The sequence below is a fragment of the Marinimicrobium koreense genome (assembly GCF_003762925.1).
Taxonomy (GTDB): Bacteria; Pseudomonadota; Gammaproteobacteria; order Pseudomonadales; family Cellvibrionaceae; genus Marinimicrobium; species Marinimicrobium koreense.
Window position 1 is genome coordinate 1,011,026 of the sequence record NZ_RJUK01000001.1, and the last position, 23,851, is coordinate 1,034,876.

Here is a 23,851-nt window from a genome sequence, read left to right on the forward strand (position 1 = left end):
TAGGCACAATAACGAATTCACGCACCAATTCAAAGCACGACGCCTTGCAATTTTCAACCAGAGGGTCGTCAGATATCGACGGTTTCGGACAGCGCGACGGCGCGCACCGCGGCCCGGTCCTCCGCCAGATCCATAGCGTGATCTGAGCGCGCCAGTGCCAGGCGGGAGTGTCGGCTTGCGGCTCGGACCATGGCCTGGTCCTCCTGCGCCGCGAGAGCACACAGCGCCTTTTGGAGCCGGATCGCCACTTCGGCAATCCCGGCACCATCTCGGGCAATTGCTGTAAAAGCGTCGTCAAACAGGTCATCCACTGACAGCTCGGGGACCCATACCCGGTCGTAGCGTGTCGCGGCTTGCTCGCCCTGCTCCAGCGGCCGGCGCCAAAGGGTGAACAGGCGCACCAGCGTGCCAATCACGTCGATCGCGGTCCCCGGATCGTTGACGCCGGGAGACAGCGCCTTATCGGCAATTTCAGACAATGCCACCAGACCAAACCGGGGATCATCCTCAAACGTCCGGGTGCGGCCGATGGTAAAGGCGGCCCGCAGCGGGTCTTCATCGATCGCACCTTCCGCCTCAACATAGGCCAGTACCCGATCGGGGCTGGCGAAGGTTCCGGGCAAGACAACCACTTCGATACGGGCACTCTGGACCTCGGCGCAGTCCTGCAAAGTCGCCAGGTCGACGTGCTGGACGTAGCCCACTCGCGAGCACATCAGGGGCTGGCCCTGCGCCCGAACGTCGCGCAGCGGGGTCGCGCAGAGCGTGGGAGCACGTCGCCGCCGCGCCAGCGCCTCAGCCGTCGACTCTTCAACCCGCTCAATGGTGTTGACCACCCTCCCCAGCCGGGCAATGCGATCAACCCAGCGAACAAAGGTAATAATGACAATGCCAAAGACCCATACGGTCAGGGCAAAGATGGTGAACAGGCCGGCCCCCTGAAAGTAGCCATTTGTGACCGCGATCAGCGCCACCAGACTGAAGATGAAAGCGCCAATAAAGGCCGAGAGCGCGTTCTGGGTGACATCATCGGCAATCACCAGGGGAATGGATCGAGGCGTGGCGGCGGCGCTCGCGGAGGCGTAGGCCGCGACCATGGAGCCCACGGCGAAGGTCGCTATCACCAGCATGCTGGATGCCATCACCGAGAGCAGCGACTCCACCGAGTCGAGACTGACGACAGGGAGAATGTCGGCAAATGGGGCGCCTTCTGCGAGCTTGGCCAGGAATACACCGCCAACAGAAAGCACGCAGAGCGCCAGAGGCTTCACCCAAAGGCGCTCTCGAATTCGCTGGATGAGAAAGCGTATCCGGTCTAACGACAGGAAAGAGGATGGTTTCATAAATGCAAATAGGCCTACCGCCATTAAGCCATAGTGCCTGAAGCGTAGGCCCGGCACCCTGAAGCGTCAAGCGTTTGGGTTCTGCGGAAAACACATCTATTATTCAATGATAGGCGTACCCAGAGCGCAACCCATCGGTAATACCTGTACCCACATAACAAGGAGCCACCATGAGCCAGCCCGTGATCGCCGACAACAAACCCGCCAAAGTGACACTCAAAAAAGGCGAAGAGTACGCTTTCTGCCGCTGCGGGCGCTCCAAGGATCAACCCTTCTGCGATGGCTCCCACTCCGGAACCGGCTTTACCCCCAAGATGTTCAAGGCCGAAAAAGACGGCGATGCCTTTCTCTGTCAATGCAAGCACACCGACGATGCCCCCTTCTGCGACGGTACTCACAAGCAGTTCAGTGATGATCAGGTGGGGAAAGAGGGGCCTGCCGGGGAAAAGGACGAGCAGAGTGGTGCTCCAACCGCCAAAGCGACACCGGAGGAGCCCACAGTCGAATTCATTCACCTGCTCGCACGGGAAGGACTGAAAAATCTCGGCAGCCACGGGCCGGTATCGGCCATGGGCGTCCCGCGCAACGAACTGCCCCACTGGGATGACCTCCAGATCATGGTCGCCCAGATGGCGACAAAGCCCCTGATGGAGGATGTCTCCATTGATACGGAACTGGTGGTCGGGCCCGAGGCGAAAAAACCACTCAGTCTGAAGATTCCCCTATTGGTCTCCGATATGAGCTTTGGCGCCTTATCGGAGGAAGCTAAAGTGGCCTTGGCCAAAGGCGCCGAGCGGGCCGGCACCGGCATCTGCTCCGGCGAAGGCGGCATGCTCCCGGAAGAAAAAGCCGAAAACAGTCGTTATTTTTACGAGCTCGCCAGCGCCAAGTTTGGCTACAAGGAGGAGCTGTTGAGCGATATCCAGGCGTTCCACTTCAAAGGGGGTCAGGGCGCCAAGACCGGCACTGGTGGTCATTTACCGGGTAACAAAAACACCGAAAAGATCGCTCAAGTTCGCCAGATAACCGCTGGCGAACCCGCCACCTCTCCACCCACGTTCAAGGACCTGTCCAGCGTCAAGGATTTCAAGCGCTTCGCTGACCGGGTGCGGGAGATATCCGGTGGCGTCCCGGTCGGTTTCAAATTGAGCGCCAACCATATCGAGCGGGACATTCAATTCGCGCTGGATGCCAGTGCGGACTACATCATTCTGGACGGTCGGGGCGGCGGCACGGGTGCGGCCCCCGAGATGTTCCGCGATCACATCAGCGTGCCCACCATTCCCGCCCTGGCGCGGGCCCGGCGCTATCTGGATGAGCAGAAAGCCAGTGGCCGGGTGACCCTCATCATCACCGGTGGACTCCGGGTTCCCATGGACTTTGTGAAGGCGCTGGCACTGGGCGCCGACGGTATCGCACTGTCCAACAGCGCCATTCAGGCGGTCGGCTGTGTGGGAGCGCGAATCTGCAATACCAACAATTGCCCCGCCGGTATCGCCACACAGCGCGAGGATCTGCGCAAGCGACTCAATGTCGATCAATCCGCCGAGCGTCTGAGTACTTTCTTTGACGCATCGGTGCAGTTGATGAGCGTCATGGCCAGGGCCTGCGGTCACAACGCGCTGCGGGACCTCAACCAGGAAGACCTGGCCACCTGGCATCGGGAGATGGCTCTCCTGTCGGGGGTTCGATACGCGGGCATCGGCACCCCCTGAACCCGCTTGTCTGGAGGCGCCCAGGGTGTGGTTGGCGCCTCCGGAGCAGACGTCACCGCAACATTCGATTATCATGGGTGGACAGACTCAACGACAGGCTCTGACCCGCCCGATGCGACTGACAGCCCTACTGCTTCTATTGGCACTCTGCCAGGCCACCTTCGCCGCCCGGTCAACGGAGGCGGCGGAAGTGGTGGTCGACATCCCCTATATGGAGCGGGCGGGGCTGCACCTGGACTATGCCATTGATTTGCTGACCCTCGCCCTGGCGCTGTCCGAGCAGCGCTATGGCCCCTATAAAATCGTGCAGCAGCCGTCCCAAACCGTTATCCGCCGTCAGTTACTTGAACTACAGAAAAATGAGCGTTTGTCGGTCGCCATCTCCATGCCCATGCCGGAATGGCTGAACAATGCCGAACAGATTCCGTTTCCTATCATGAAGGGCTTGGCCAGTTACCGCCTGTTTTTCAGCCACCGTCAGAATCTGGAGCGGGTCAATGCCATTGAAGGTCTGGCAGCGCTCAAAACCCTGAAAATCGGACAGGGCGCGGGCTGGTCTACCGCTAAAATCCTCGAGGATAACGGCTTTGAGGTCGTGTACGGCGGGCCTTACGAGACACTGTTTCCGATGCTGCTGGGAGATCGCTTCCAGTTACTCATGCGCGGGGTGTACGAAATCAAGCCCGAACTGGAGGTCTACCAGCCCGACATGCCCGACCTGGCGATGGTGGATGAGATTGCCATATACACTTACCTGCCGATGTACTTTTTTGTATCCCGAAAGCAACCGGAACTGGCCGAGCGATTGAACTTCGGTCTGAAAAAAGCGCACGAAACCGGTCAGTGGGACGCGCTGTTTTATCACTATTTCAGTGATACGCTCAGCCTGCTGAACCTCGAAACAAGACGGGTGTTTTATCTGAACAATACCAATATTGACCGTTCTTTCTATGCCAACGACAAGCCCTATCTGCTGCCGTCCATTGTGACGTTGGAGTCGCAGCGACAACAAGCCATCACCGATTGACGCCGTCCCGCTCTGAATGCCGGAACAACACCGGACACTTATCCGATTCAATCCATTTTTTGAGAGAGTGACTTTTGACCCCTACCGACTTTGCGACCCTGCCCCTCGATCCTGCTCTGCTTCGCAACCTGGATTCCCTGGCGTACCACCAGATGACGCCGGTTCAGGCCCAGAGCCTACCCGAGGTGCTGGCCGGCCGGGATGTGATCGTTCAGGCACGTACCGGTTCTGGTAAAACCGCCGCCTTCGGTCTGGGCCTGTTGCACAAGCTTCAGGCGCAACGCTTTCGCATTCAGTCACTGGTGCTGTGCCCGACCCGGGAGCTGGCCGACCAGGTGGCCGAGGAAGTGCGCACCCTGGCGCGAACCCTGACCAATATCAAAGTGTTGACGCTTTGCGGCGGTGTGCCGATCGGACCGCAGATCGGCTCTCTGGAGCACGGTGCGCACATCGTTGTGGGCACACCCGGGCGGATCGAGGACCATCTTCGCAAAGGCACGCTGAATCTGAGCACCGTGGATACCCTGGTGCTTGATGAAGCGGACCGGATGCTGGATATGGGGTTTCAACCCGTGCTGGACCGGATTGTCGAACACATCCCCTCGGACCGACAGACACTGCTGTTCAGCGCCACTTTTCCTCCGGAAATTGAATCCATCGCACAGCGGATCATGAATCAACCGGTTCGCATTACCGTTGAGGAGCGTCACGATGAGCGCAGCATTGAAGAGCTTTTTTCGCCGATTGACGGGCTGTCCCGCCCCGAAGCGGTGCGTCTGCTGCTGTTGGCGGAACGACCGAACGCCGCCCTGGTATTCTGCAATACCAAACAGGGCGTCAAAGCCCTGACCCAACACCTGAACCAGAATGGTCTCAACACCCAGGCGCTGCACGGTGATCTGGATCAGAGAGAGCGGGATCAGACCATGGTGCTGTTTGACAACAACAGCTGTTCGATCCTGGTGGCCACAGACGTCGCCGCCCGAGGGCTGGATATCGACGCCGTGGACCTGGTGATCAACCATGAAATCGCCCGGGACAGCGCGGTGCACACGCATCGGGTGGGGCGCACCGGCCGTGCCGGCCGCCAGGGGAAGGCCATTACCCTGTTTGATGAAAAAGAACGTTTCAAATTGGCCCGCCTGGGGGACTCACTCACCATCGAGCCGCTACCGGACAAGGGCATTCTCACACAGCCGCCCTATCGGGCGCCGATGGCCACCTTGCAGATCGACGGCGGGAAAAAACAGAAAGTACGCCGGGGCGATATTCTCGGTGCGCTCACCGCACCCGGCGGACTGGACGGTCAACAGGTGGGCAAAATACACCTGCAGGACCTTCGAGCCTACGTCGCGGTCAAACGCTCGGAAGCCACGCTCGCCCTGGAGATGATCAACAAAGGCAAACTGAAAGGCCGACAGTTCCGCGCCCGCCTGGTGCGATAAGCGGATGCCTCGTCAGTCGAAGTCCTGCTGTTCCATCCAGGGAATGATGCGCTCGAACGCTTTCTCGATATTGTCCATGGAGGTGGAATAGCTCAGCCGCAGGGAATTGCTGCAGCTACTGCCAAAGGTTTCCCCGGGGATGGTGCACACCCCGGTTTCCTTGAGCAGACGCAACGCGATATTGGTACCGTTGGCGCCCTCCGGCAATGACGGAAACAGGTAAAACGCCCCTTCCGGGACATAGCCGGTCATGTGCGGCGTCTGCTCCACCAGCTCCACTAGACGATCCCGGCGCGCGGTGTATTCCTTGAGCATGTGATTGATGAAATCATTGCCGCCGTGCAGTGCCGCCACCCCGGCCCACTGGAACGGGGTATTGGCCACGGTGGTGGTGAACATGTGGTAGCGACGCAGTTTTTTGATCGCCCCCTGACTGCCAATCAGCCAACCGATGCGCATACCCGCCATGCTGTAGGTTTTGGAAAAACTGCTGACCACCATGACATGATCGAGATCGCTGCAGCAGGACAACACCGATGGGTAGGTTTTTCCGTCGTAAATGAGATGGTCGTACACCTCATCACTGATGATCTGGATACCGCGATAAGCGGCTTCTTCAACAATCGCCTCCAGGGTTTCCCGCGGATAGACCGTACCGGTGGGATTACTCGGTGAATTGAGCACAATACCGTAGGTATGGGGCTCGATCGCGTCGATGACTTCCTGGGGGTCCAGTTGGTGATTGTTTTCCGCGCGGGTGGGAATTTCGGTGACCTCCCCCCCGTTCATCCGGATCAATGGGGAGTACAACATGAACGCCGGATCTGGCACGATGAAATGCCGCCCCGGCGCGGACACGGCGGTCAGCGCCAGGTAAAGCGCCTCGGTGGCGCCGGTGGTGATCATGATGTTGTCCGGGCTCAAGGTCCGCTGGTACCGCTCGCCGTAGTAGATCGCGAGCGACTCCAGCAACTCGGGCAGGCCGGCATCCATGGTGTAGCCGGTCTGGCCACGCTGCAGCGCTTCCACCCCCGCGTTGATCACATTCTGAGGCGTCGGCAGGTCCGGTTGGCCGATGGACAGATGAATCACATCGTCCATGGTGGACGCCAGGTTGACCATTTTCCGGATGCCCGGAATCGGAATGGTCATCAAGGCCGGATTCCAGATGGGATCCTCGGATTCGTAGAACTCGAAATCCATATTGCTCAGTGGCATACCGCTTCCCCCTTCAAGACATCAGTGCCGGACGACGATCGGTCAGATCGTTGGCCTGCTGATACGCATCGGCGGTTTGCAACACCAAAGCGTCATTATAGCGCGCCCCCACCAGTTGCAGGCCGATGGGCATACCACCCGAATCAAAACCACAGGGCACGGTAATGGCGGGCTGCCCGGTCATGTTGAACGGATAGGTAAAGGGCGTCCAGGTGGGCCAGCGGGTATTGGGCCAGTCCTCCGGGACTTCCCGTCCGGTCTTGAACGCGGTAATGGGCAACGTGGGCGTCAACAGCAGATCGTACTTCTGGTGGAAATTCGCCATGCGCTCACGCAGGCGCATGGATTCATCCACCGCGCCCATATAATCAATCATGGTCAGTCTGCCGGCCTTTTCCGCGACCTTGACCAACTGAGGGTCCATCCGCTCGCGTTTTTTGGTGCCCAGCTCGCGCATGGCATTGGCCGCGCCGCCGTAGAACAGATGGCCAAAGGCGGGTAAAGGATCGCTGAAGCCCGGGTCCACCCGGACCACCTCGGCGCCCAGCTCCCGGAACAGTTCAACCGACTGCGCCACCGCCCGTTCAACCTCCGGGTCAACGTCGACATAGCCCAGATTGGGACTGTAGGCGATGCGCAGCCCTTTGATACTGCGCCCCAGGTTCCCCAGATAATCAATATGTCGACGGGGAATGGCCCGGGTGTCGCGATGATCATGCTCGGTGATCACATTCATCATCAGGGCACAATCCTGCACCGTCCAAGTCATGGGGCCTGCCTGGGTCAGCGAGCCGAACGGACTGGCGGGCCAGTGGGGTACTTCGCCCGCGGAGGGTTTGAAACCCACCAGGCCGCAGAAGGACGCGGGAATACGGATGGAACCACCGGAGTCCGTGCCCAGCGCCAGTGGTGCCATCCCCAACGCCACCGCCACGGCGCTGCCGCCACTGGCACCACCGGCGGTTTTCTGTGGGTTCCAGGGGTTATTGGTTACCCCATCGACCGGATTGTCGGTCACCGCTTTCCAGCCGAATTCCGAGGTGGTGGTTTTGCCGATGGGCACATAACCGTGGCGGGCCAGTGCCGCGGTGGAGGGGGTCGTCCTGTCCAGCGTATGTTTGGGGTCCACCGCCAGAGAGCCCTTACGGGTGGGCCACATGGGGGTAAAAAACACATCCTTCACCGCCACCGGCACACCGTCGAGCGTACCCTGGGGCTGATGCTGTTGATAGCGCTGTTCGGACTCGCGCGCCAGCGCCAGGGTGGTGTCGCGATCCACCAGGCAAAACCCGTTGGTTTCGGAATCCACCCGCTCAATCTGATCGAGCATGGCCGTGGCCACCTCGACCGGTGACAGGGACCCGTCCCGATACTGCTCCAGAAGTTCTACCGCGGTCATCCGCAACATCGTTTGGCTCATCAACGGCCCTCCCCGGTCAGCCTTTGGATACCAGATTGTTCAGTGCTTCACCCGCCTGCCAGCGGGTGAAGTTGTCGGTGAATTGTTCGCCCAGCGCCCGGCGCCAGCCGATAAAGTCACCGGCCATGTGGGCGGAAATCATCACATTGGGTTTATCCCACAGGGGATGATTCTCGGGCAGGGGCTCTTCCTCGAAGACATCCAGCGCCGCCCCGGCAATGTCACCCTGTTCCAGCGCCGCAAGCAACGCCTCAGAGGCCACAATGGGCCCGCGCCCGACGTTGATCAGATGCGCCGACGGCTTCATGGCCCGAAAGGTTTCCCGGTCGAACAGGCCTTCGGTATCCGGTGTTAACGGCGCGGTGATCACCACATAATCGACATGGGGCAACACCGCCATCATGTCTTCCTGGGCGTGCACCTTGCGAAACCCTTCAATAGTCCGCTCGGTTCGGGCGGTGCCTTCAACCTCGAGCCCCGCCGCATTGAGCAACTGCCCCACCGTGGTGCCAATCGAACCGGCGCCGACTATCAGTACACGTTGGCGATCAATCAGCCGGGTTTCCCGGTGCTGCCAGCGATGCAGACGCTGGTAGTTGAGGTTCCCCATGGTGTCTTTGGCAAACAACAGAATGGCCCCCAGCACATATTCGGCAATACCTCGATTGAAAATGCCCCGGGCATTGGTCACGGGAATGTCGCTGTCGCGCAGCGCCGGGAACATCAGCGCATCCACCCCCGCGCTGGTGGCATGCACCCAACGCACGCTGGGCTTTTCAGGCCAACAGCGCTCGATCATTCCTGAACGGAAGTCGGTGACCACCAGAATGTCGGCTCGGGTCAGCGCCTCGGTCAGGGCCTGCTCGTCTCTCACGTGGGTCACCCGAACCGAATCGGGCAGCCCATCCAGGCCTGGCAGATCCGGTTCGTCGTCGGCCGTGAGTACCGCTACTTCGGTCATGATGGATCCCTTTGAGTCGATTCAGTCGTTACAGTTCAGAGGCAACGGCTTCGAGCACTTTGCCGAAACGGTCCGCCGCATCGTCCACTTCTTCCGCCGAAACCACCAGCGGCGGCAACCAGCGGATGATCTGCCCGGCGGTGCCGCAGCGCAGCAAAAGCAGTCCACGCTTCTCGGACTCCTTTGCCAGTTTTTCCGCAATGTCCGCGCGGGGTCGATCCGGGCTGTGGGCGATCTCCATGCCCAGCATCAACCCCCGACCACGCAGGTCATCGATCCAGGCGTACTCTTTCTTATACGCCTCCAACCGAGCATACAGCTGTTCGCCTCGCTCGGCGGCATTGGCGACCAGCTTCTCGCCCTCGACCACGTCGAGTGTCGCCAACGCAGCGGCACAGGCCACCGCATTGGCACCGTAGGTCCCACCCTGCGAACCGGGCAAGCCTTGGTTCATCAGCGACTGGGACGCGGCAATCGCCGACAGCGGAAAACCACTGGCCAAGCCTTTGGCGGTAATGACAATGTCTGGGTGGACATCGGCATGTTCATGGCTCCAGAAGCGCCCGGTGCGGCCGTAGCCGGCCTGGATTTCATCGGCAATCAACAGGATGTTGTGGTCTTTACAGCGCTGGGCGATGCCTTCCAGAAAGGCCTTCGGAGCCGGGTAATAGCCATATTCACCCTGCACCGGCTCAATGATCATGGCCGCAGTATCTGAGGGCGCACTGTGGGTTTTCAGGATTTCATCCAGCTCGCGCAGGCAGAACTCCACCGCCGCCTGTTCGTCCCAACCATAGCGATAGGCGTGGGGAAAGGGGGCGGTCACCACCCCGGCCATCATGGGGTGAAACCCGGTGCGCACTTTGGTACCGGAGGTAGTCATAGAGGCAGCGGCCATGGTCCGACCATGAAAACCGCCGTGAAAGGTCAGGATGTTGGCACGGCCGGTGGCGTGTCGAGCCAGCCGCAAGGCCATTTCGACCGCCTCGGAACCGGAGTTGGCAAACGCCACCGAATCGATGCCCTTGGGCATTTTTTCCACCAGGCGATCGGTCAATTTGAGCATGGGTTCATGGGTCACCGTGGTGTACTGGGCATGAATGACTTTACCCACCTGCTCCTGTGCCGCCTTGACCACCGTGGGATGGCAGTGGCCCGTACTGGTTACCCCGATACCCGAGGTAAAGTCCAGATAAGCCTGACCGTCAGTATCGTAAAGCCAGGCGCCCTCGCCGTGTTCAACGCAGACGTTACTGGACTGTTTCAGGAGTGGCGACAGATGGCTCATGGATAGTGCTCCTGTTTTCTCGATGGTGCTTTCATTTACGATCGGTGATGATATTCAATCCATTCTCATGAAAGATGCCCGAGAATGGATTGGGTGATCTCATCGGTGGTGCGCGCACCGCTGTTCTGCTCTTGTGATTGACGATGTTGTGCCTGCAGATCTTCGGCAACCGCCGAGCGCAAGGATTGCGCCGCATCCGCCAGACCGAGCCAGTCGAGCATCATCGCCGTGGTCAACAGCATGGCGCTCGGGTTTGCGATACCCTGCCCCGCGATATCCGGCGCGCTGCCGTGGGTCGGCTCGAACAGGGCCGGCCGGGACTTGTCATCGGGGTTGATGTTGCACGAGGGCGCCACACCCAGTCCACCGGCCAACACGGCGGCCAGGTCGGTCAGAATGTCGCCGTGCAGGTTGCTGGCCACCACGACATCGAACTGCCAGGGGCACTGGACAAACTTCATGCAGGCGGCGTCCACCAGTTCGTGATGCACGCCAATGTCCGGATACTCCCGCGCGACCTGTTCAAAGACCTCGGTATACATTTCACCCCAATGCGGTTGTGCATTGCGCTTTGTAATCAGGCACACCTGGGCGCCCTTCAGGCCCGAGCGGTCGCACAGGTACTCGCGCAGCTCGCCGTCCTGCTCTCGCAACGTCAGTCGCTCCCTGGCCCGATTGAAGGCATGCCGGATCAGTCGTTCGGTGGCCTTGCGGGTAAACACTTCCAGTTGGGTGGCGGTCTCATCCGGCGTGCCGGCGCGCAGTCGCCCACCCTGATTGACGTATTCGCCCTCACTGTTTTCCCGAATGACCAGCATGTCGATATCTTTGGCCCGCTCATCGGCGAGGTACTGGGGCGCTCCCGGAAGCAGGCGCGCCGGGCGCTCACAGGCCCAGAGATCCAGGCCTTTGCGGAAAGTCAGCAACGGCGCCAGAGACACACCGTCGGATAACCGGTAACGCTTGGGATCGCTGGTCGGCCCCGGATCGCCAAGCGCACCCAACAACAGGGCCTGATAGTCGCCGAGCCGCTCCAGCGCATCCGCCGGCATCATTTCGCCGTGCTCACGATGCCAGGCGGTACTCGGCCAGGGCAGTGTGTCCCAGCTCAGAGGCAGGTCATACCGCTGGCGCAAGGTGTCCAGCACCCGTTCGGCCGCGGCGACCACTTCCACACCGATACCGTCTCCGGGCATCAACGCCAGCTTGATCGGTTGCTGGGCCATGGCCGTTACTCCCCACCCATGCAGAGGTATTTGATTTCCTCGTATTCGGCCATACCGTGACTGGACCCTTCCCGTCCCAGTCCCGATGCTTTCATGCCACCGAAAGGTGCGGCGGCATTGGACACGGCGCCCTCGTTGACGCCGATAATGCCACTCTCCAGCGCATCGGCGACACGCCAGACGCGATGAATGTTCTGGCTGTAAAAGTACGCCGCCAGACCATAGGGCGTATCGTTCGCCAGGCGAATGGCGTCGTCTTCAGAGTCAAACGCCATGACCGCGGCCAGGGGGCCAAAGGTTTCTTCGTGACAGACCTGCATTTCCGGTTTGATACCGGTGAGCAACAGTGGCTCCACATAGTTGCCCCTGTCGCCCTCCGGTGCCGGACCGAAGACCCGCTTGGCCCCTTTGCTCATGGCGTCCTGATAATGCTGCTGGACCTTTTCGACCGCCGCGCGGTTGATCAATGCGGATTGATTGACCCCTTCTTCAAAACCGTCGCCGACCTTGAGTGTCTTCATGGCCTCGGTGAGTTTTTCAACGAAGGCATCGTGCACGCTGCGCTGCACCAGAAACCGGTTCGCGCACACGCAGGTCTGGCCGGTGTTGCGAAACTTGGAGGCCATCGCCCCCTCGACCGCTTTATCCAGATCGGCATCATCAAACACGATAAACGGCGCATTGCCGCCCAGCTCGAGGGACACTTTCTGAATGTGTTCGGCGCACTGGGACATGAGAATACTGCCCACCCGGGTAGAACCGGTAAAACTGAGCTTGCGCACCACCGGGCTACGGGTCAGCGCCTCGCCGATTGGTTGGGGTTTGCCGGTGATGACGTTCAGCACACCGGCGGGCACTCCAGCCTCCTCGGCCAGTTGCGCCAGCGCCAGCGCCGTATAGGGTGTTGCCTCGGCGGGTTTGACGATCATTGAGCAACCCGCTGCCAGCGCTGCGCCCGCTTTGCGGGTGATCATGGCGGCCGGGAAATTCCAGGGGGTGATACAGCAGGTCACGCCCACAGGCTGACGGGTCACCACAATATGCTGACCGGGTTTGGCGCCGGGAATGGTTTCGCCATAAGCGCGGCGCGCCTCCTCGGCAAACCATTTGATAAACGATGCGGCGTAATTCACTTCGCCCTTGGCTTCGGCCAGGGGTTTGCCCTGCTCAAGCGTCATCAGGGCACCGAGGTCATCGGTATGATCCAGCATCAACTGATACCAGCGCATCAATACCTCATTGCGCTCATTGGCCGTCTTGTGACGCCACACCTGAAAACCCTTCTCGGCTTCCGCGATGGCACGTGCCGTGTCCTGCTCATTGCAGTTAGGAACCTGGCCGATGATCTCCCCCGTTGCCGGGTTGTCCACGTCCAGCGTTGCACCGCTTTGCGCCTGCGACCATTGGCCACCGATGTAACAGGCTTGCTGAAACAGTGCCGCGTGGCGGAGTTTGATCGGGGCTGTTTGCTGGGTCTTGGCCATCGTCATCGAGCTCCTGTCCATCTCATCGTGAAATCGTAAAACGATCAATTCGTTACCTGCTCCAACTCTAGCAGACATCGGCTGGCTGAAAGCAAGTGTTTTTCCGACTTTTTGTCAATAAATGTTGACAACTTCGTTGAACCCTAACAGTTCGTGGGCAAAAGTTTTGACGCCTAAAGATTACTCCCAATCTCCGTACTGGGTGATCTGCACCAGATCGAGCAGCTCGCGCAGCGCCACGGAAAAAATCGCGTAATCGGTACCGCTGCTGTTCTGCACCTCATTCATCATGGAGCGCCAGCGATCCAGCTGCGGAGCGAACTGTTCCGCCCAGTGTGCGACCGTGTGCTCCACTGAACACTCGTTGCTTACCCATCCGCACAATGCCAACGTCAGACTGCGCAATTGCGATTCCAGATCATCCAGATAGGTTTCCCGCGCCATCGCCTGCCAGTAGCTTTCTACGGCCGCCTCAGAAATCTGGCGGGCAAACTCATGCAACTGCAATTGCTCGTTGATACTCAAATAGAGACCCAATACAGACAACAGAGGCAACTCGGTGTGACGAGAAGCCTCGGCGACGCTCAAGCCGGAATACAGATGCCCAGGAGTTGCGACGCGAGGCACCAACGCTTCAGGCACGCCAGCCTGGGTCAGATAGCCGACCTGCGCCTGCCAATCCTCCAGGGCGGCACCGCTCAGTTGCCCCGGCAAGGTGCGAATGACCTCTTCCACCAGGGGCATGAACTGTTGGATTTCCGTGCCCGGATCAAGATGACTGCGCCGGTTGCGTAAAAACCAGCGTGACGCCCGCCGAACTCGTCGCATCAAGGTTTTCATCAGCTCCATCTGCACACTGGCATCAACCTGATAATCCAGCGACTCCAGCGTCTGCCAGACATCATCCAATTGATAAATATCCCGGGCAATCACGTACGCCTTTGCCATATCTCCGGCGCCCACACCGGTGGAGTCCAACAGTCGTTGAGCAAAACTGAGCCCCATGGTATTGACCAGATCGTTGGCCACCTGGGTCGCGACCAGCTCCTGACGCAGCCGATGGCGATTGATCCACTCGGGGTAGTCTTTCTGCAGCGGCTCGGGAAAAGCACGAAACGCGAATCGGGCAATATACTCATCACTGGCAAGATCCGCTTCGGCCAGGTCGTTTTTCAAAATCACCTTGGCATAGGAAATCAGCACGGCCAACTCCGGACGTGTCAGACCTTGCCCCTGAGCCTGACGTTCCGCGAGCGTTTCCTCGTCCGGCAAAAACTCCAACTGGCGATTCAGCCGCCCCTCGGATTGCCACACGCTCATGACCCGCCGATACTCAGCATTACGACGCACCGCATCGGAACTCGCAAGGCTGATGGCCTGGGTCTGGCGATAATTGTTATCCAGAACCAGTGCCGCCACCTCCTCGGTCATGGTCTCCAACCGCTGATTGCGTTGTTTTTGCGTCAGGTCACCGTTACTCAGCACCTCGTTCAGCAGTATTTTGATATTGACCTCGTGGTCCGAACAATCCACGCCCGCCGCATTGTCAATGAAATCGGTATTACAAGCACCGCCCTGCAGCGCAAACTCGATCCGGCCGCGCTGGGTCATACCAAGGTTACCGCCCTCGCCCACCACTTTGCAGCGCAGCTCACTGCCGTCAACGCGGACTGAGTCATTGGTCTTATCTCCCACCTCCATATGACTTTCGGTACTGGCTTTGACGTAGGTCCCTATACCACCGTTCCACAAAAGATCCACCGGTGCTTTTAGCAATTGATGAATCAGCTCGTTCGGGGTCAGCTCATCGTCTTCCAGCGCAAAGCGCTGCTTCATTGCGTCGGTAAGCGGAATCGCTTTGGCGTCCCGGGAAAAAACGCCCCCGCCCTCGCTGATCAGGGATGCGTCATAATCGGCCCAGCTTGAGCCGGGCGTACTGAACAACCTCTGACGCTCCTGAAAGCTCTTTGCCACATCGGGATTCGGATCGATAAAAATATGCAGATGGTTGAACGCCGCCACCAACTGAATGTGTTCGGACAGCAGCATACCGTTGCCGAACACATCGCCACCCATATCGCCAATACCGACAACGGTAAAGTCCTCGCGTTGAATGTCCAGGCCCTGTTCCTTGAAATGCCGCTGCACCGCCACCCAGGCTCCACGTGCCGTGATCCCCATCGCCTTGTGGTCATACCCCTGGCTTCCTCCGGACGCAAAAGCGTCCCCCAGCCAGTGGCCATACTCGGCTGAAATTTCGTTGGCAATATCGGAAAAGGTCGCGGTCCCTTTATCGGCGGCCACCACCAGATAGGGATCGTCTTCATCCAGTCTGACCACCTGTTTGGGTGGCACCAACTCCCCCGCCACCCGATTGTCCGTCAGATCAAGCAGCCCGCGGATGAACGTCTGATAGCAGGTGATTGCCTCCTTTTGCAGCGCCTGTCGGTCACCCCCAGCGGGCGGACGCTTGCAGACAAAACCGCCTTTTGCGCCATTGGGCACAATGACCGCATTCTTGACCTGCTGGGCTTTGACCAACCCCAGCACTTCGGTTCGATAATCCTGCAGTCGATCCGACCAACGCAGCCCCCCGCGGGCAACCTTACCCGCGCGCAGGTGTACACCCTCCACACGCGGGGAATAGACAAAAATTTCATACAGCGGGCGGGGCTCCGGAATATCGGGAATCCGGCGGGGCATCAATTTGAAGGCCAGATATTCTTTGAAGCGGTCATCCCCATCTCGCTGAAAATAATTGGTTCGCACCGTACCATCGAGAATCGCCAGATAGCGTCGAATGATGCGATCCTCATTAAGGTTGGACACCTGATTCAGGGAATCCAGAATACGCGCGTGAATGGTGCCTCGCCGCTCGGTACGATCACCACTGGCTGATGGGTCAAATTGCGCTTTGAACAGGCTGATCAGATCCCGGGTTATGCGGGCATGATTGACCAGTGCCGAGGCGATATAACCCTCGGTAAAATTGAACAATGTCTGGTGCATATAGGCCGCCAGAGCCCGCAACACCGTCACTTCCCTCCACGTCAACCCGGCACTCAGCACCAGGCGATTGAAACCATCGCTCTCGGCGCGTTGATTCCAGACCGCCGAAAAGGCATCCTGGAATTTGTGGCGCACGGCCGGTATATCCAGAGAGGCCTCGGCATCGTAAGTGAGATGGAAGTTGTGCAGATAAACCTCATCCCCCGAGCTCGATACGATGTCGTAGGGGTGCTCCGCTACGACCCTAAGCCCCAGATGTTCAAGAACTGGAATCACATCCGACAATTCCATCGGGGCGTGTCGGCGGAACACCTTGAACCTCAACCCCTGCGCCGAACGATCCGCCGGTTGATAAAAGCTCAGGGCGAGATCACCGTCGCCGTCGAGATTCAGGATATGATCGAGGTCCTGAACCGCGATCCGCGCATCAAAGTGCTCGCGATAGGCGGAAGGGAATGCGTCCTGGTACTGTTCCAGAAGCTTGACCGCCAGTTCCTCTCCTTTTGCTTCCGTCAGCGCCTCAAGCAACTGATCCTCCCAGGACCGGGTGATTTCGATGATCTGCCGCTCGAGCTGATCGACATCGAACGGCACCGTGCTGACGTTGGATGCCGGACCATCGTCTTCCAGGCGGAAGACCAGATGCACCCGGGCCAGAATCGACTCGGAAAAGTAGGTGTTAAACTCCACTTCCTCCGCGCCCAACGCTTTGCCCAGTAGCGTCTGGATCTTGATCCGGATGCGGGTGGTGAAAAGATCCCGTGGCACGTAGACCAGACAATTGACAAAACGACCGAACGCATCGGGACGGACAAACAGGCGAACCCGGTAGCGCTCATTGATTCGGGCCACACCGGTGGCAATTTCATAAAGCTGGCTGGTACTGCTCTGGAACAACTCGTCCCGGGGAAAGGTTTCAAGAATCTGGCGCAGTGCTTTGCCATCGTGACCGCTGCGACTCAGTCCAGAGCGCTCGAATACTTCACTGACTTTTTCCCGAATCAGCGGAATTTCATAGGGGCTCAGGGTGTACACCGCCGAGGTATACAGACCCAGTAATCGGCTTTCACCACACAACTGACCGTCGGCATCAAACCGTTTGATCACGATATAATCAGAGTAGGCCTGCCGGTGCACGCGGGAACGCTGTGGTGCTTTGGAAAAGGCGATCAACTTGGGAGACAGGTGAAACTGCAGCGTGCCCGGGTTTTCGTCACTGACCGGTTTGCGATCCGCAGCGGTATCGGCATCCCGGAACAGGCCGAGACGCTTGTCCGTGCGCTCCACCAACCAGGTGTCACCGTTTTCGGTCACCAGGTCGTATTCGGTGTACGCCATGAAGGTAAAATGATCCCGAAGGAGCCAGTCCAGAAACGCCTGATTCTCCGGCACCTTATGATTCAATGGTGCCTGGGTAACCCGACTGAGCTGCTCTGCAGCGCTTGACGCGGCCTCTTTCAGCGCACTGAAATCATCCACCACCCGCCGCACCTGCTCCATCACCGTCATCAGCGACCGACTGATCTGGCGCAGTTGACGCGTATCGGTGTGCAGCCGGATCTCCATGTACACCAGCGCTTCCACGGCGCCTTTGTCAGAATCATCCGACGTCTCATCGCCCTCAGCCGGCCAGAGTCCAACCGGCCGCTGCTGCTCGTCTCTGATCACACCGAGCACCGTGCTCTTGATGCTGTGAATCGCAATATTGCGCCGATTCAGCTCGATCCGAATGGAATCGACGAGAAAGGGCATATCCCGCTGCTGAACCAACAACACACTGTGCGGACAGAGCCAACCATCCTCTTCCAGAGTTGGATTGAACAGGCGCACGGACGGCTTGCCGGGCCGGAACTGATTCATCAACCGCCAGGCGCTGTGCACCGCGCCGAAGACATCCTTGATCGGTCGACCGACCCATTCCTCCAGAGGTAAACGTGCAAAAAAAGCCCGACTGAAGGTGAGCCAGAGTGCCCATTGGCTTTCCTCAATGGAATCTCCCGCCAGGGCATCCAGGTCCGCAAACAGCTCATCCTTATCTCCGGCGTTCACCAAGCGTATATCCACACTGCCTCCTGTTCATCGTCCCGCAGACGTTATCGGTGTCGCTCAGTTTTCAGTTTGGTCCGAGGGTGTACACTTGTCGAGTGTCACTGCTTGAAAATCAGGGAACTGACGCCATTAACACAAGTCTACGGGCGCATCGCCGCAGAATTGCCGCGATTTGGTCAGCTTTTGATCAGGTCGCCCATTCATCCAGGCTCAACATCCGATCACAATAAGTGGGGACCCATGCAGGCACACGACGCATTACACACCCTCAATCATTGGCTCAATCAGCAGATTGTCGGCCAGGAACATCTGGTTCAACGCATGCTGATCGCCCTGTTGGCGGACGGCCACCTGCTGGTGGAGGGCGCCCCCGGGCTGGCGAAGACCAAGGCGATCAAAACCCTGTCCGATGCCATTGAAGGCAACTTTCAGCGCATACAGTTCACTCCCGACCTGCTGCCATCGGATGTGACCGGTACCGATATCTACCGCCCTGAGCAGGGTCGCTTTGAATTTCAACCCGGGCCCATCTTTCACAATCTGGTCTTGAGTGACGAAATCAACCGGGCGCCGGCCAAAGTACAGTCCGCCCTGCTCGAAGCCATGGCTGAACGACAGGTCAGTGTGGGCAGCACCACCTACCCGCTGCCGGACCTGTTCATGGTGATGGCGACCCAGAACCCCATTGAGCAGGAAGGGACCTACCCGCTACCGGAAGCCCAACTGGATCGTTTTCTGATGCAGGTCCTGGTGGACTACCCGAATATTGAGGCCGAGCGGAAAATCCTGAAGCTCGCCCGGGCCGAGGCCGCTCACCAGGAGACTCCGCCCCCCGCCGAAATCAGCCAAAGCCTGTTGTTTGAAGGTCGCCAGGCGGTTCTGGCGATCCACATGGCCGAGCCGGTGGAGGAGTATATCGTCCAACTGATCAATGCCAGCCGGCGCCCCGGCGACTATGACCCCGATCTGGTCAACTGGCTGGAATACGGCGCCAGCCCCCGGGCCACCATTGCCCTGGACCGGTGCGCCCGGGCCCATGCCTGGCTGGAAGGCCGGGACTATGTCAGCCCCGACGATGTGCGCGCGATTGCCCACGACGTGCTCCGCCACCGCCTGATTCTGAGCTTTGAGGCCGAGGCCACGGGGATTTCCCGTGAGCAGGTGATCGACCGACTGCTCGACGTGGTGCCGGTGGCCTGATGGCAGGAACCAAGGCCAGACCCACTGCCGCCGCGTTGGCCCCTCAGGGCGCTTACTGCGACCTGGGAGATCTGTTGCGCCTGCGCTTTGCCGCCCGGGACCTGCAACTGTTCGCCCGGCAACCGGCTCGCAGTCTGCTGACCGGCGGGGTACGCACTCGAATGCGTGGACGGGGGATCGACTTTGAGGAAGTGCGGCTCTATCAGCCCGGAGATGATGTCCGCACCATCGACTGGCGGGTCACCGCCCGGACCCAGGTGCCTCACACCAAGATCTTTCGCGAGGAGCGCGAACGCCCGGTATTTGTCGTCGTGGATCAGCGTTCACCGATGTTTTTTGGCAGCCGTACCTGTTTCAAATCGGTGCTGGCCACCCATATTGCCGGCACCCTGGCCTGGGCCGCCCTGAACCAGAGTGACCGGATTGGTGGCCTGATATTTGGCGATCATAACCAGCGGGACGTCCGGGCCCGGCGCAGCAAACACGCCGCGCTGGAACTGCTCCACCAGATGCACGACTACAACCGAGAGCTGGCAACTCCGGTGCCAGACGAGGCCATTACCTCTCTGGAGACACTGTTGGCCGATGTCCGTCGCGTCGCCAAGCCCGGCAGTGCCGTGTTCGTGATCAGTGATTTCCACGACTTCGACACCCGCTGCGAGCAGCAACTGTTCGAGCTGGCACGCCATACCGACGTAACCCTGATGCACGTATACGATCCGCTGGAGCGGGAGCTGAGCAGCAACCATTTCCTGACGGTGAGCGACGGGGAGGAGCGCCTCCAACTGCCCGCCCAGGACCCGGCGTTCCGCCAGGCCTACCGTCGGGAATTCGAGACGCAGTTGCAGGCGCTGACCGAAAGCAGCCGGCGTCTGGCGTTACCGTTGCTCTCCTACGCCACCGACGACGACATTCACACATTGCTGCGCGAGCGTTTTGGCGCCCGCCGTCACCGCGCCCGAGGCTGATTGACTGCACCCATGAATCCGCAAGACCCACTGGCACAACTGAACGACATTCATCTGCCGGAGCCCATCGGCTGGTGGCCCCTGGCCTGGGGCTGGTGGCTGTTGATTGCCCTGCTGCTGATCGTGCTCGGAGCACTGCTGTGGCAGGGTTACCGCCGTCAACGCCGGCAGCGCTACCGTCGCCAGGCAATGGCGCTACTCGAACATGCCTACCGGGACTACCAGCGGAGCGATCCGGGCCCGACCACCCGCCGACACTATGTGCAGCAGGTCAGCCAACTGCTTCGCCGAACCGCGCTGAGCGCCCTGCCCGAAGCGCGCGAAGCTGAATTGGCGGCACTGAAGGGGCCCCAGTGGCTGCGCTTTCTGGACGCCGGTGCCGGGCTGGAACCGGCGTTTACCGAAGGGCCCGGTCACATCCTGGCCGACGGCCCCTATCAACCCGATCCGAAAGTGGATGTCGAGGCCCTGCATCAATTGGCCGCACAATGGATTCGCCGCCACCGCCTGTCCGAGCGACGCGTTCAGCAATGGCTCGCGGAGGTGCACCATGCTTGAGCTGCAATGGCCCTGGCTGCTGCTGTTACTGCCGCTGCCACTGCTGATGCGCTGGGTTCCGGAAGAGCCCAGCCGCGAGGCGGCCCTGCGGGTGCCTTTCTTCAGTCGATTGAAGCGACTGCGAGGCGAAGAGTCCCGTGAAGGCGAACGGCGCTGGTTGATGGCCGCCAGCCTCTGGCTGATCTGGAGCGCCAGCCTGCTCGCCGCCAGCCACCCCCAGTGGGTCGGCGAGCCGGTCAGCCTGCCCAGCAGCGGCCGGGATCTGCTGATGGCCGTCGACATTTCCGGCAGTATGGAAATCGAGGACATGCAGTACCAAGGGCAAGCCATCAATCGTCTGCAGGCGGTCAAAGGGGTGGTGGGTGATTTTGTCCAGGAGCGCCAGACCGACCGCCTCGGTCTGATCCTGTTCGGTACCCGTGCCTACCTGCAAGCGCCACTGACCTACGATCGGCAGACCGTCTACACCCTGTTACAGGAAGCCCAGATCGGTTTTGCCGGAGAAAAAACCGCCATCGGTGATGCCATCGGGCTGGCCGTCAAACGTCTGCGGGACCGCCCCGAGGCCAGCCGGGTGCTGATTCTGCTGACCGATGGTGCCAACAACGCCGGGGAACTGACCCCACAGCGGGCCGCCTATCTGGCCGAGCAACACAACGTCAAGATCTACACCATCGGTTTTGGCGCGGAGGAAATGATCACCCAGACCATCTTTGGCCAGCGCCGGGTAAACCCCTCCCGGGACCTGGATGAAGACACCATGAGAGAAATAGCTGCCCAGACTGGCGGGCGCTATTTCCGGGCGCGCAGTCTGGAGGAGCTGTACCAGGTGCACCAGACATTGAATGAACTGGAGCCCATTGAATACGACGAGGAAACCTTCCGTCCCACCCGGAGCCTGTTTCACTGGCCCCTGGCCTTCGCCTTTGTGCTCAGCGCTCTGCTGGCCGCCGGCCGCTGGCTGAGCCCCCGACTGACCGCACGCACCTCGGGAGGATCTCGCTGATGGATACACTTCAGACAGCACTTGAGAACTTCCACTGGCTGCGGCCGCTCTGGCTGCTGGCCCTGATTCCGGCGATCGCTCTGGTTCTGTTGTTGTGGCAACAACGCCAGCAGGCTCGCCAGTGGCGCCAATTGATCGCTCCGGGTCTGCTGGAGCACCTTCTGGACCCGGCGACCCAACAAAAGCGCCGCGGCTACCTGTGGGGACTACTGGCGGCCTGGGTACTGGCCTGCCTGGCCCTGGCCGGGCCCAGTTGGGAAAAACGGCCCATGCCCGTCCACAAGACCGAGAACGCTCTGATCATCGTGCTCGATCTGTCGCCCTCCATGCTGGCCGAGGACCTGGCGCCGTCGCGTCTGGTCCGCGCCCGCCTGAAAATCGCCGATGTCCTGCGCGAACGCAAAGAAGGCTTTACCGGCCTGATCGCCTATGCGGGGGACGCCCATGTGGTCTCGCCCCTGACCGACGACACCGCCACCATCCGCAGCCTGCTCAACGCCCTGCACCCCAACGTTATGCCCCTTCCCGGCAGTCGCCCGGAGGAAGCCATCGAACAGGCCAAGACCCTGTTTGCCGACGCGGGCATCAGCGAGGGACAGATCCTGCTGCTGACGGACGGGGTTGTCGAAAAGGCGACCGCCCCCATTCTCGAGCAGCTCGGGGATACCGCATTCCGGCTGTCCATTCTCGGCGTCGGTACCCCGGATGGAGCCCCCATTCCCAACGATCGGGGTGGCTTTGAGCGGGACCGCCAGGGCAACATCGTGGTCGCCAAGCTAGAACAGGACCGCCTTGAACGTCTGGCCGGGCGCACCGGCGGGCGCTATGAGCGTATTGATGCCAGCGCCGACGACGTGCAGTGGCTGCTGGAACAACCCGGCTGGATGGAAGGCAAGGAGCGTCAGTTGGACCGACAGTTCGACACCTGGTACGACCGGGGCCACTGGCTGGTGCTGCTGTTGTTACCCATCGTGCTGTACAGTTTCCGGCGCGGTCTGCTGGTGCTGGTAGTCGCCCTGCCCCTGTGCGGCCTGCTCCCCCAACCGGCTCAGGCGGCGGACTGGCAGGCCCCATTCCTGACTCCGGATCAACGGGGCGCCCAGGCTCTGGAAGACAGTGATCCGGCCGCGGCCGCCGAGCACTTCCAGAACCCGGAATGGCGCGGCAGCGCGCTGTATCGGGCGGAGGATTACGCGGCGGCGGCGAAAGCCTTCGCCCAGAGCGACAGTGCCCGCGCCCACTACAACCGGGGCAACGCCCTGGCCAAAGCCGGTGATCTGGACGGTGCCATCGACGCTTACGAACAGGCGCTGGAAAAAGATTCGACCCTGGAAGACGCCCGGGCCAACAAGGCGCTGGTTGAACAGCTCAAACAGCAACAGGAACAACAGGAGCAGCAACAGAACGGCGACGACTCACAAGACAGTGACAATGACTCCGGGGAGTCCGGGCAGAACGAACAGGATTCACAAAGCGAACAGGACGGAGAGCAGCAATCACCCTCTGAGAGCGAGTCCTCCGGCGACAACGAACAGAACACCAGCGAAGAGAATCCATCGGATTCCGACACCAGCGACTCACCAGGCGACGACGAACCACAGAGAACCGATACGGACAGCCCATCGCCGGAGGGACAGGACGACCAGGCCGAGCGGGAACAGCCAGAATCCGGAAACCCGGAAGAGGACGGCCAAGAGGGTGACGAAGAGACCCCAGCCGCCACCCTTCAAGAGGGCGATGTCAGCGATGAAGAGCGCCAGTCCATGGAGCAGTGGCTCCGTCAGGTACCCGATGACCCCGGCGGTCTGCTGCGCCGCAAGTTTGAGTACCAGAGCCAACAGCGGCGCTTACAGCAGATGCGCGGCGAAACCGAGGGACAGGGAACCGAAGAGCGCTGGTAGCCCGAGTATACTCAACCCACATGACCATGAGAC

Annotated in this window: 16 protein-coding genes; 8 read left to right on the plus strand and 8 right to left on the minus strand. The window is 60.1% G+C overall.

What is annotated here, in order from left to right:
- Positions 1-68 precede the first annotated feature (68 nt).
- Positions 69-1,343 carry a DUF2254 domain-containing protein gene (locus EDC38_RS04325; protein WP_123637452.1) on the minus strand — a complete coding sequence of 425 codons (1,275 nt, stop codon included), beginning with the start codon at positions 1,341-1,343 and terminating at the stop codon, positions 69-71.
- 170 nt (positions 1,344-1,513) lie between these two features.
- On the opposite strand from EDC38_RS04325, the gene EDC38_RS04330 reads away from it, so the two are divergent.
- From EDC38_RS04330 to dbpA, 3 genes are all read left to right on the plus strand, one after another.
- Complete coding sequence (locus EDC38_RS04330) at positions 1,514-3,058, plus strand: glutamate synthase-related protein (RefSeq protein ID WP_123637453.1); 1,545 nt, start codon at positions 1,514-1,516, stop codon at positions 3,056-3,058.
- A 112-nt stretch (positions 3,059-3,170) separates the two neighbouring features.
- Positions 3,171-4,085 (plus strand): type 2 periplasmic-binding domain-containing protein, encoded by a 915-nt coding sequence (locus EDC38_RS04335; RefSeq protein WP_123637454.1) that lies wholly within the window; start codon positions 3,171-3,173, stop codon positions 4,083-4,085.
- Positions 4,086-4,159: 74 nt separating this feature from the next.
- A complete protein-coding gene (dbpA, locus tag EDC38_RS04340) occupies positions 4,160-5,530 on the plus strand; it encodes an ATP-dependent RNA helicase DbpA (RefSeq protein ID WP_123637455.1) in 1,371 nt (456 codons plus the stop codon).
- A 12-nt stretch (positions 5,531-5,542) separates the two neighbouring features.
- On the opposite strand, the gene EDC38_RS04345 is transcribed toward dbpA, so the two are convergent.
- The 7 genes from EDC38_RS04345 to EDC38_RS04375 all read right to left on the minus strand — a co-directional run bounded on the left by EDC38_RS04345 (position 5,543) and on the right by EDC38_RS04375 (position 18,200).
- Positions 5,543-6,748: a pyridoxal phosphate-dependent aminotransferase gene (locus EDC38_RS04345; RefSeq protein ID WP_123637456.1), complete on the minus strand. Its 1,206-nt coding sequence runs from the start codon at positions 6,746-6,748 to the stop codon at positions 5,543-5,545.
- 13 nt (positions 6,749-6,761) lie between these two features.
- On the minus strand, positions 6,762-8,168 hold the full coding sequence (locus EDC38_RS04350; protein ID WP_123637457.1) for an amidase: 1,407 nt from the start codon (positions 8,166-8,168) through the stop codon (positions 6,762-6,764).
- A 16-nt stretch (positions 8,169-8,184) separates the two neighbouring features.
- On the minus strand, positions 8,185-9,129 hold the full coding sequence (locus EDC38_RS04355; protein WP_123637458.1) for a D-2-hydroxyacid dehydrogenase: 945 nt from the start codon (positions 9,127-9,129) through the stop codon (positions 8,185-8,187).
- A gap of 28 nt (positions 9,130-9,157) precedes the next feature.
- Positions 9,158-10,417: an aspartate aminotransferase family protein gene (locus tag EDC38_RS04360; RefSeq protein ID WP_123637459.1), complete on the minus strand. Its 1,260-nt coding sequence runs from the start codon at positions 10,415-10,417 to the stop codon at positions 9,158-9,160.
- Positions 10,418-10,482: 65 nt separating this feature from the next.
- A complete protein-coding gene (locus EDC38_RS04365; RefSeq protein ID WP_123637460.1) occupies positions 10,483-11,643 on the minus strand; it encodes an isocitrate/isopropylmalate dehydrogenase family protein in 1,161 nt (386 codons plus the stop codon).
- 5 nt (positions 11,644-11,648) lie between these two features.
- Entirely contained in the window at positions 11,649-13,127 is a 1,479-nt protein-coding gene (locus tag EDC38_RS04370; protein WP_123637461.1) for an NAD-dependent succinate-semialdehyde dehydrogenase, read from the minus strand.
- 180 nt (positions 13,128-13,307) lie between these two features.
- Positions 13,308-18,200: an NAD-glutamate dehydrogenase gene (locus EDC38_RS04375; protein WP_123637462.1), complete on the minus strand. Its 4,893-nt coding sequence runs from the start codon at positions 18,198-18,200 to the stop codon at positions 13,308-13,310.
- A gap of 225 nt (positions 18,201-18,425) precedes the next feature.
- Between EDC38_RS04375 and EDC38_RS04380 the strand changes: the two genes are divergently transcribed.
- Genes EDC38_RS04380 through EDC38_RS04400 form a run of 5 tightly spaced genes read left to right on the plus strand, consistent with a single transcriptional unit; the run spans position 18,426 to position 23,818 of the window.
- Positions 18,426-19,385 carry an AAA family ATPase gene (locus tag EDC38_RS04380; RefSeq protein ID WP_123637463.1) on the plus strand — a complete coding sequence of 320 codons (960 nt, stop codon included), beginning with the start codon at positions 18,426-18,428 and terminating at the stop codon, positions 19,383-19,385.
- Positions 19,385-20,353: a DUF58 domain-containing protein gene (locus EDC38_RS04385; RefSeq protein ID WP_123637464.1), complete on the plus strand. Its 969-nt coding sequence runs from the start codon at positions 19,385-19,387 to the stop codon at positions 20,351-20,353. Before EDC38_RS04380 ends, EDC38_RS04385 begins: the two co-directional genes overlap by 1 nt.
- Positions 20,354-20,365: 12 nt before the next feature.
- A complete protein-coding gene (locus tag EDC38_RS04390) occupies positions 20,366-20,911 on the plus strand; it encodes a DUF4381 domain-containing protein (protein ID WP_123637465.1) in 546 nt (181 codons plus the stop codon).
- On the plus strand, positions 20,904-21,917 hold the full coding sequence (locus EDC38_RS04395) for a vWA domain-containing protein (RefSeq protein WP_123637466.1): 1,014 nt from the start codon (positions 20,904-20,906) through the stop codon (positions 21,915-21,917). The genes EDC38_RS04390 and EDC38_RS04395 overlap by 8 nt, the downstream gene beginning before the upstream one ends.
- Complete coding sequence (locus EDC38_RS04400) at positions 21,917-23,818, plus strand: VWA domain-containing protein (RefSeq protein WP_123637467.1); 1,902 nt, start codon at positions 21,917-21,919, stop codon at positions 23,816-23,818. The genes EDC38_RS04395 and EDC38_RS04400 overlap by 1 nt, the downstream gene beginning before the upstream one ends.
- Positions 23,819-23,851 lie beyond the last annotated feature (33 nt).